This window comes from Burkholderia sp. IMCC1007 (assembly GCF_027257875.1).
GTDB lineage: Bacteria > Pseudomonadota > Gammaproteobacteria > Burkholderiales > Burkholderiaceae > Burkholderia.
Window position 1 is genome coordinate 80,769 of record NZ_JAPVQY010000031.1, and the last position, 9,275, is coordinate 90,043.

General features: G+C 69.4%; 10 protein-coding genes and 1 pseudogene. 7 read left to right on the forward strand and 4 right to left on the reverse strand.

Going from position 1 to position 9,275, the window contains the following annotated elements:
- Nucleotides 1–40: 40 nt before the first annotated feature.
- From O1Q03_RS24210 to ureG, 7 genes are all read left to right on the forward strand, one after another.
- Nucleotides 41–916, forward strand: a complete 876-nt coding sequence (locus O1Q03_RS24210; RefSeq protein ID WP_269506540.1) for an urease accessory protein UreD — start codon at nt 41–43, stop codon at nt 914–916.
- A 236-nt stretch (nt 917–1,152) separates the two neighbouring features.
- Complete coding sequence (locus O1Q03_RS24215; RefSeq protein WP_269506541.1) at nt 1,153–1,455, forward strand: urease subunit gamma; 303 nt, start codon at nt 1,153–1,155, stop codon at nt 1,453–1,455.
- Nucleotides 1,456–1,463: 8 nt separating this feature from the next.
- Nucleotides 1,464–1,769, forward strand: a complete 306-nt coding sequence (locus O1Q03_RS24220; protein WP_011544772.1) for an urease subunit beta — start codon at nt 1,464–1,466, stop codon at nt 1,767–1,769.
- A 28-nt stretch (nt 1,770–1,797) separates the two neighbouring features.
- Complete coding sequence (gene ureC, locus O1Q03_RS24225; protein ID WP_269506542.1) at nt 1,798–3,504, forward strand: urease subunit alpha; 1,707 nt, start codon at nt 1,798–1,800, stop codon at nt 3,502–3,504.
- An 18-nt stretch (nt 3,505–3,522) separates the two neighbouring features.
- Nucleotides 3,523–4,119 (forward strand): urease accessory protein UreE, encoded by a 597-nt coding sequence (ureE, locus tag O1Q03_RS24230; protein ID WP_269506543.1) that lies wholly within the window; start codon nt 3,523–3,525, stop codon nt 4,117–4,119.
- Entirely contained in the window at nt 4,106–4,786 is a 681-nt protein-coding gene (locus O1Q03_RS24235; RefSeq protein WP_269506545.1) for an urease accessory protein UreF, read from the forward strand. The genes ureE and O1Q03_RS24235 overlap by 14 nt, the downstream gene beginning before the upstream one ends.
- 14 nt (nt 4,787–4,800) lie before the next feature.
- Nucleotides 4,801–5,448, forward strand: a complete 648-nt coding sequence (ureG, locus tag O1Q03_RS24240) for an urease accessory protein UreG (RefSeq protein ID WP_269506546.1) — start codon at nt 4,801–4,803, stop codon at nt 5,446–5,448.
- A 58-nt stretch (nt 5,449–5,506) separates the two neighbouring features.
- Here the strand turns inward: ureG and waaA are convergent, their stop codons facing one another.
- The 4 genes and pseudogenes from waaA to O1Q03_RS24260 form a co-directional block, all read right to left on the reverse strand.
- Entirely contained in the window at nt 5,507–6,862 is a 1,356-nt protein-coding gene (gene waaA / locus O1Q03_RS24245; protein WP_269506547.1) for a lipid IV(A) 3-deoxy-D-manno-octulosonic acid transferase, read from the reverse strand.
- Nucleotides 6,863–6,899: 37 nt separating this feature from the next.
- A complete protein-coding gene (locus tag O1Q03_RS24250) occupies nt 6,900–7,784 on the reverse strand; it encodes a Kdo hydroxylase family protein (RefSeq protein ID WP_269506548.1) in 885 nt (294 codons plus the stop codon).
- Nucleotides 7,785–7,827: 43 nt separating this feature from the next.
- Nucleotides 7,828–8,823 (reverse strand): lipopolysaccharide heptosyltransferase I, encoded by a 996-nt coding sequence (gene waaC / locus O1Q03_RS24255; protein WP_269506549.1) that lies wholly within the window; start codon nt 8,821–8,823, stop codon nt 7,828–7,830.
- Between the two features lie 186 nt (nt 8,824–9,009).
- A pseudogene (locus O1Q03_RS24260) lies at nt 9,010–9,275 on the reverse strand (phosphomannomutase/phosphoglucomutase); the annotation flags it as partial.

Sequence of the window (9,275 nt, forward strand, 5' to 3'; positions counted from 1 at the left end):
CGTTCTTCGCACCCGCTTCCTCGTTTCCCGTTCGCCGCCGATGTCCGCCCCCGATTCGCATGCCTCGTTATCCCGCCCCGCCGTCGCCAAGTCGTGGCGCGGCCGCCTCGAACTCGGCTTCGAGCGGCACGGCGCGCGCACGACGCTCGCGCACCGGCTGCACGACGGCCCGCTGCGCGTGCAGCGGCCGCTGTACCCGGAAGGCGATGCGATCTGCCATGCGGTTATCGTGCACCCACCGGGTGGCGTCGCGGGCGGCGACCGGCTCGACATCGACATCGCGCTCGGCGACGGCACGCACGCGGTGCTGACGACGCCCGGCGCGACCAAGTGGTACAAGTCGAACGGCCTCGATGCGACGCAGCGCATCGGCATCACGGTCGGCGCGCACGCGAAGCTCGACTGGCTGCCGCAGAACAACCTGTTCTTCGACGCGGCGCACGCCGCGCTCGACTTCAAGGTGACGCTCGGCAACGGCGCGAGCGCGATCGGCTGGGACGCGACGCAGCTCGGCCGGCAGGCGGCCGGCGAAACGTGGTCGGCCGGACGCATCGCGTCGAGCTCGGCGCTCGTCGATGCCGACGGCCGGCCGCTGTGGACCGAGCGCGCGCTGCTCGACGCGCGCGACCCGCTGCGCGGCGCGCTGCAGGGCCTCGCCGGCTTTCCCGCCTACGGCACGTTGTGGGCGGCCGGCGCCGCGTGCGACGCGGCACTCGCCGAAGCGCTCGCCGCGCGCATGCCGTTCGACGAGACGCTCCGCACCGGCGCCACCTGCGTGACGCCCGGCGTCGTACTGGTGCGCGCGCTGGCGACGTCGATGGAAGCGCTGCAGCGCCACTTCACCGACTGCTGGCTTCACTTGCGCCCCATCGTGCACGGTGTCGACGCTCGGCCACTGCGTCTCTGGCAAACCTGAACGCGCACGCGTCACGCACCGTTTCGGCGCAACGCCACGACACGCGACGCACACTCCGCACGCATCACGCACCACGAACGCGCATGACGGCGCGTCTGATGCACATGGCACGCACCTTGCTGCTTACATAAGCGATACACGACGCACGCAAAACAGCGCGGTGCTACGATGGTCCGCACCCCTGCCCGGTTGCGTACGCACCGATAAAAATTACGTTTTCCTGAACGCCTGCCTTCATGAAACTGACTCCCCGCGAAAAGGACAAGCTGCTGATCTTCACGGCGGCGCTGCTCGCCGAACGCCGCCGCGCGCGCGGCCTGAAGCTCAACTATCCGGAGGCGGTGGCCTTCATCACCGCGGCGCTGATGGAAGCCGCGCGCGACGGCAAGACCGTCGCCGAGGTGATGCACTACGGCACGACGCTGCTCACGCGCGACGACGTGATGGACGGCGTGCCGGAATTGATTCCCGACATCCAGGTCGAAGCAACCTTCCCCGACGGCACGAAGCTCGTGACCGTCCATCACCCGATTCCGTGAGGCCCCGCATGATCCCCGGCGAAATCCTCACCGACGACGGCGAACACGAACTGAACGCGGGCCGCGCGACGCTGTCGCTCGTCGTCGCGAACACCGGCGACCGCCCGGTGCAAGTCGGCTCGCACTACCACTTCTTCGAAGTCAACGACGCGCTGTCGTTCGACCGCGCGGCCGCGCGCGGCTTCCGGCTCAACATCGCGGCCGGCACCGCCGTGCGCTTCGAGCCGGGCCAGACGCGCACCGTCGAACTCGTCGCCCTCGCGGGCGAGCGCGCCGTCTACGGTTTTCAGGGCAAGGTGATGGGGCCGCTGTAAGCCGCGCCCCGCTCTTCAGGAACAGCACATGACACTACGCTTGAGCCGCCGCGCGTATGCGGAAATGTTCGGGCCGACGACGGGCGACCGCGTCCGGCTCGCCGATACCGAACTGCTGATCGAGATCGAACGCGACTTCACCACGTACGGCGAGGAAGTGAAATTCGGCGGCGGGAAAGTGATCCGCGACGGGATGGGCCAGTCGCAGCGCGTGGCCGCCGACGTGCCCGATACCGTCATCACGAACGCGGTGATCCTCGATCACTGGGGCATCGTGAAGGCCGACATCGCGATCAAGCACGGCCGCATCGCGGCGATCGGCAAGGCGGGCAACCCCGACATTCAACCGGGCGTGACGATCGCGATCGGCGCCGCGACCGAAGTGATCGCCGGCGAAGGGCTGATCGTGACCGCGGGCGGCATCGACACGCACATCCACTTCATCAGCCCGCAGCAGATCGACGAAGCGCTCGCGTCGGGCGTCACGACGATGCTCGGCGGCGGCACGGGGCCGGCCACCGGCACCAACGCGACGACCTGCACGCCGGGCCCGTGGCACATGGAGCGGATGCTGCAGGCGGCCGACGGCTGGCCGATCAACCTCGGTTTTCTCGGCAAGGGCAACGCGAGCCTGCCGCAGCCGCTCGTCGAGCAGATCGCGGCCGGCGCGATCGGGCTGAAGCTGCACGAGGACTGGGGCACGACGCCCGCCGCGATCGACAACTGCCTGTCGGTCGCCGACGACACCGACACGCAGGTCGCGATCCACACCGACACGCTGAACGAAGCCGGCTTCGTCGAATCGACGGTCGCCGCGTTCAAGGGCCGCACGATCCACACGTACCACACCGAAGGCGCGGGCGGCGGCCATGCGCCCGACATCCTGAAGGTGTGCGGCGAGATGAACGTGCTGCCGTCGTCGACCAATCCGACGCGCCCGTACACGATCAACACGCTCGACGAGCATCTCGACATGCTGATGGTGTGCCACCATCTCGATCCGTCGATCGCGGAGGATCTCGCGTTCGCCGAATCGCGCATTCGCCGCGAGACGATCGCGGCCGAGGACATCCTGCACGATCTCGGCGCGCTGTCGATGCTGTCGTCCGATTCGCAGGCGATGGGCCGCGTCGGCGAGGTGATCATCCGCACGTGGCAGACCGCGCACAAGATGAAGGTGCAACGCGGCGCGCTGCCGGAAGACAACGCGCGCAACGACAACTTCCGCGCGAAGCGCTACGTCGCGAAGTACACGATCAACCCGGCACTCACGCACGGCATCGCGCACGAAGTCGGCTCGATCGAACCCGGCAAGTGGGCCGACCTCGTGCTGTGGGAGCCGGCGTTCTTCGGGATCAAGCCGTCGATGATCCTCAAGGGCGGGATGATCGCCGTCGCGCAGATGGGCGACCCGAACGCCTCCATCCCGACGCCGCAGCCGGTTCACTATCGCGAGATGTTCGCGACGCGCGGCGGGGCGCTCGCGCGCACGTCGCTGACCTTCGTGTCGCAGATGGCCGCCGACGCGGGCATCGCGGAGCGCTACGGCCTCGCGAAGCGCATCGTGCCGGTGCGCAACTGCCGCAACGTGACGAAGGCCGACATGATCCACAACGCATGGCGTCCGTCGATCAGCGTCGATCCGGAAACCTACGACGTGATCGCCGACGGCCAGTTGCTCACCTGCGAACCGGCAACGGTGCTGCCGATGGCGCAGCGCTATTTCCTGTTCTGATCTGGAATCCTCAGTTTCATGCGCACCCTCGACAAACGCATTGCCCCGAACGTGAAGCTCGCCGCGTCGCTCGTCGCGCGCGCGCCGACGCTCACGCTCGCCTATGACGCCCGCTGCAAGAGCCGCCTCGCGGCGACGCTCGACACCGGCGAAGAAGTCGCGGTCCTGCTGCCGCGCGGCACCGTGCTGCGCGACGGCGACGTGCTCGTCGCCGACGACGGCGCGCTCGTGCGTATCGCCGCGGCCCCCGAGACCGTGCTGCTCGTGCGTGCCGCAGATCCGCTCACGCTGATGCGCGCCGCGTATCACCTCGGCAACCGCCACACGCCGGTCGAGATCGGCGACGGCTACCTGAAGCTCGAAGCCGATCCCGTGCTCGCGGACATGCTGCGCCGGCTCGGCACGCAGGTCGAAGAGACGCGCGCTCCGTTCCAGCCGGAAGCCGGCGCGTACGGCGGCGGCCACAAGCACGGTCACGATGCGACGTTCGCGGAAGACTACGCGCTCGCGCAGCAGGTATTCGGCGAGCACCACGATCACGATCACGATCACGATCACGATCATCAGCATGGTCCGGGCTGCACGCACGGCCACCACGGTCATGACCACCACTGAGCTCGTCGCGCTGCTGCATCTCGCGTCACCCGCTTTGCCGATCGGCGCGTACAGCTATTCGCAGGGCCTCGAAGCCGCGCTCGACGCGAACCTGATCCGCGACGCCGATTCCGCGCGCGACTGGATCGCGAGCGGCCTGACCGACGTGCTCGCGCACGGCGAGTTGCCGTTCCTCGCGCACCAGCTCGCCCGCTGGCAGACGCACGACACGCACGCGCTCGTCGCCGAGAACGCGTGGTTCGTCGCGAGCCGCGAATCGGCCGAGCTGCGCCGCGAGACGGAACAGATGGGCTGGTCGCTCGCGCAGTTGTGCGCGTCGCTCGAATGGGGCGATGCCGCGCGCCGCGCGACGCTCGCGTCGCTGTCGCCGATCGCGCTGCCGACCGCGTTCGCATACGCGGCCGCCGCACACGACGCCGGCGCCGACGCGACGCTCGCCGCGTACGCGTTCGGCTGGGTCGAAAACCAGATGTCGGCCGCGCTGAAGGCCGTGCCGCTCGGCCAGCTCGCCGGGCAACGCATCATCGTCGCGCTGCGCGGCGCGATCGACGCGACCGTGCGCCGCGCGCTCGCCACGCCGCCCGATGCGATCAACACGTTCGCGCCGCAGCTCGGCATCCTGTCCGCGCGGCACGAAACCCAGTATTCGCGGTTGTTCCGCTCCTGAATCCGATACCCGCCATGAACGCATTCGCTCCCTCCTCCGCCCGCCGTACCAAGAAACTGCCGCCGCTGCGCGTCGGCATCGGCGGCCCGGTCGGCTCCGGCAAGACCACGTTGCTCGAAATGCTGTGCAAGGCGATGCGCGACCGCTACGACCTCGTCGCGATCACGAACGACATCTATACGAAGGAAGACCAGCGCCTGTTGACGGTCGCGGGCGCGCTGCCCGAGGAGCGCATCATGGGCGTCGAGACGGGCGGCTGCCCGCACACGGCGATCCGCGAGGATGCGTCGATCAATCTCGAGGCGGTGGACCGGATGCTGTCGCGCTTTCCCGATGCCGACATCGTGTTCATCGAATCGGGCGGCGACAATCTCGCGGCGACCTTCAGCCCCGAACTGTCCGACCTGACGATCTACGTGATCGACGTCGCCGGCGGCGAGAAGATTCCGCGCAAGGGCGGCCCCGGCATCACGAAGTCCGACCTGCTCGTGATCAACAAGACCGACCTCGCGCCGCTCGTCGGCGCGAACCTCGACGTGATGGCGTCCGACACGAAGAAGATGCGCGGCGAGCGGCCTTACGTGATGACGAACCTGAAGGCGCTCGAAGGCGTCGCGGACGTGATCGCGTTCATCGAGAAGAAGGGATTGCTGACGGTCTGAGCGGCAAGGCGGCACACGCGGCCGCCTCGCCTGCCCGGCGGCATTGCGCCGCCGCCGTCTAGTCGTCGGCCGCGTCCTGCGCGTCCTCGGTCGCGCCCGCGCCGCGCTCGACCGGCGGCAACAGCGCCGCCAGCACGTCGACCGAACGCGCGGTCGCGCCGCGATGGCGCGACGCGAACGCCGCGCCGGCCGCGCCCATCGCGACACGTCGCGCATGGTCGGCGAACAGCGCGTCGAGCACGTGCGCGAGATCGAGCGGATCGGCGACCTGCATCGCCGCGCCGGCCGCGATCGCATCGGCGCTCGCCTGCGTGAAGTTGAACATGTGCGGCCCTAGCAACACCGGCACACCGACCGCGCACGCTTCGATCAGGTTCTGCCCGCCGAGCGGCAGCAGGCTGCCGCCGATGAACGCGATGTCGGCCGCCGCGTAGTACGCGCCGAGCTCGCCCATCGAATCGCCGAGCAGCACCGTCACGTCGGCCGGCAGCGGCTCGGCTGCCGGGCGCCCGGCCGCAAGTGCCGCCGCATCGGCGGCCCACGCGGAGCGCCGCACGCACTTGAACCCGCCGCGCTCGACCAGCGCCTCGACTTCGCCGAAACGCTGCGGATGACGCGGCACCAGAATCAGCAGCGCGCCCGGCGTGCGCATCGCGGCGAACGCCTGCAGCACCAGCGCCTCTTCGTTCTCGCGCGTGCTGGCCGCGACCCACACGGGCCGCGTGCCGATCGCGTCGCGCCACGCATGGCCGCGCGCCGCCAGCTCCGGCGGCGTCGTCATGTCGAACTTCAGGTTGCCGAGCACCGTCACGTTGCGCGCGCCGAGCGACGTCAGCCGCTCCGCGTCGGCCGGGCTCTGCGCGAGCACGCGCGAGAAACCGCCGAACACATCGCGCGTGGCCGTGCCGAACTTCGCCGCGCGCCGGAACGAACGCGCGGACATCCGCGCGTTGGTCAGCACGAGCGGCACATCCGCGCGCCGGCACTCGTCGATCAGCGTCGGCCACACCTCGGTTTCCATCACGAGGCCGAGCGTCGGCCGCCACGCGTGCAGGAAGCGCCGCACCGCGCCGGGCATGTCGTACGGCAGATAGCAGCGCAGCACGCGATCGCCGAAGATCTGTTCGCCGGTCGCGCGCCCGCTCGGCGTCATGTGCGTGAGCAGGACGCGCGCGTCGGGGCGCGCGCGCATCAGCGCATCGATCAGCGGCTGCGCGGCGCGCGTCTCGCCGACCGACACCGCATGCACCCAGATCAGCGGCGCGCGATCGTCCGGCGAGCGGCCGGCGACGTGGCCGAAGCGTTCGCCGATATGCTCGCGATAGCCGCGCTCCTTGCGCGAACGCACGAAGAGCCGGATGACGGCGACCGGCGCGACGAGCCACCACAGCGCCCGATAGATCGCCCTCAGCATGCGCGGGCTCCCGTGTTGCCACGAAGCAGGCGCGCGCTCAAACGAGTGCCTTGCCCGTCAGGCGTTCGAGAATGCCGAGCGGTGCGCATTCGCGGCGCACCATCGCGTCGACCGGCAGGAAGAAGGTTTGCTCGAGCATGAACTGACCGGACATCACAGCGTGCGAAGTCTGATCGGAGAAACATATCCACACGCTGCCCGGCGGAAACGGCATCGTCTGCTGCGGGCAGTTTTTCTGGTAGTCGAGATCGGCCTTCATCCCGTCGTGCAGGTTCAGCATCAGGTGGTCGTAGGCGCTGCGCGGCGACTTCGTCACGTGCAGCAGGTTCAGCAGCCACGCCGAGCCGGGCAACTGCGGCCGGATCTTCGGCAGGAAGCGCTTCGCGACGTCCTCGAACGGTTCGCCCACGCGCCATACGCGCGGCTGGCCGGCCGGGTTCACGTTGGTGAACACGCGCAGGATCCGCTCGCCGTAGTTCGGCCGCGACGGGAACGCGTCGACGTGCAGCCGGCTGTCGTCCTTGCGCCACGACGTCTGGCGCGTCTCGACCTGCATCAGCCGCAGGCTCGTCGGCGCGACGCGCAGCTTGCCGCGGTATTCGGGAAACAGGCCGTCGACGAGCGTGCCCGCCTGCTGCTGGAAGCGCGCGACCAGCGCGCGCACGGCCGACTGCGTGACGCTGTCGCCGAGCACGCCGGCGAGCGCGCCACCGTTCGGCGCGAGGCTGATGTTCTTGCGTTTCGGATCGGCGAGCGCGGGATCGAGCAGCGCTTCCTCGCCGCCCTCGATCGCGAAGCGCAGGTGCGGGAAATACAGCACCTTGCCTTCCTCGACCGCGGCCAGCAACTGCTCGCGCGGCGCCGACAGGTTGTGACCGCTCCAATCGGCGGACGGGACTTCGATGATCTGGGATTCGCTCATGGTCGATTCGCGTGCGTGACAGACAAGGCAGGCATGACGGGCATTACAGCAGGCCGAAGCCCGCGAGCGCCGCCTTCACCTGCGCGATCGACGGCGGCTGCCCCGCCGTGCCGAGATTGACGACGTCCGGCGACCAGTAGCCGCCGGTCCGCCAGGCCGTCGAGAAATTGTACAGTTCGACCGTCGGACGCTTCAGCGCGGCCGCGATATGAACCAGACCTGTATCAACCCCCACCGTCGCGGCGGCGCCGTCGATCAGACCGACCACGGCCGGCAGCGACAGCTTCGGCGGCACGATCGCCGCGGCACCGAACTCCTTCGCGAGCCGCTCGCCGGTCGCGCGCTCCGCGTCGTTGCCCCACGGCAGCACGAGCGACGCACCGCGCCGCACGAGCGCCTGGCCGAGCTCGATCCACGCGGCGTCCGGCCACTGCTTGTCGGCGCGCGACGTCGCGTGCACGAACACCACGTACGGCACCGGCAGGTTCAGCCCGAGCGCCGCGACCGCGAGCGCGGCCGCACGCGTGTCGAGGCCGAACTCGACCGGGTCGGCCGGCGTCGGCGCCGGGTCGCCCAGTGCGGCCGCGACGAGCTGGCGCGACCGCTCGACCACGTGCGTGCGCGGCGCGATCGGCACGCGCTTGCGATAGAAGAAGCGCACGGGCCACTCGTAGCCCGCGCCTTCGGTACGATTGCCGAGGCCGACGAGCGGGCCGTGCGCCCAGCTCGCGACCCAGGCCGTCTTGATGAGACCCTGGCAGTCGATCACGAGGTCGTACTGCTCGGCCGCGAGGCGCTTGCGGAACGCACGGATCTCGCGCCAGGTCGCACCCGACAACGGTTTCTTGCGCCAGCGGCGCAGCGAGAACGGCAGGACTTCACGCACGCCGTCGACGAGCCGCACGAGGTCGACGAAGCTTTCCTCGACCAGCCAGTCGATCTGCGCGTCGGGATGGCGACGCCGGATATCGGCGATCACGGGCATGTTGTGCACGACGTCGCCCAGCGACGACACGCGCACGATCAGGATCTTTTGCACGCTGAAAAAACGCCGGCGGACGGCCGGCGACAGGCATAAAGACGCGATTTTATCGCGCCCGGTGAACCACACAGGCAAAAAGCGGCGCACGCAGTACGCGTGCGCCGCTTTTCGGAAATGGCGCGACGGATCGCCCGGCTGTCGGCTCGGGCGTCGCGCCGGCCGCGGCCCGCAGGCCGCGCGAACTCAGAACGGCAGCTTGGCGTCCGGCTTCGCGGCCGTCAGCACGCGGCGGAAGTCCGCCTGGATGCGCTCGAGCCCTTCGCGCGTCTCGGCTTCGAAACGCAGCACGACCACCGGCGTCGTGTTCGACGAACGCGCGAGACCGAAGCCGTCCGGATATTCGACGCGCAGCCCGTCGATCGTCACGACTTCGTCCGCGCCGTCGAACTTCGCTTCCTTCTGCAGCTTCTCGATCAGGCGGAAGTTCTCGCCTTCGTCGAGCTTGAGCT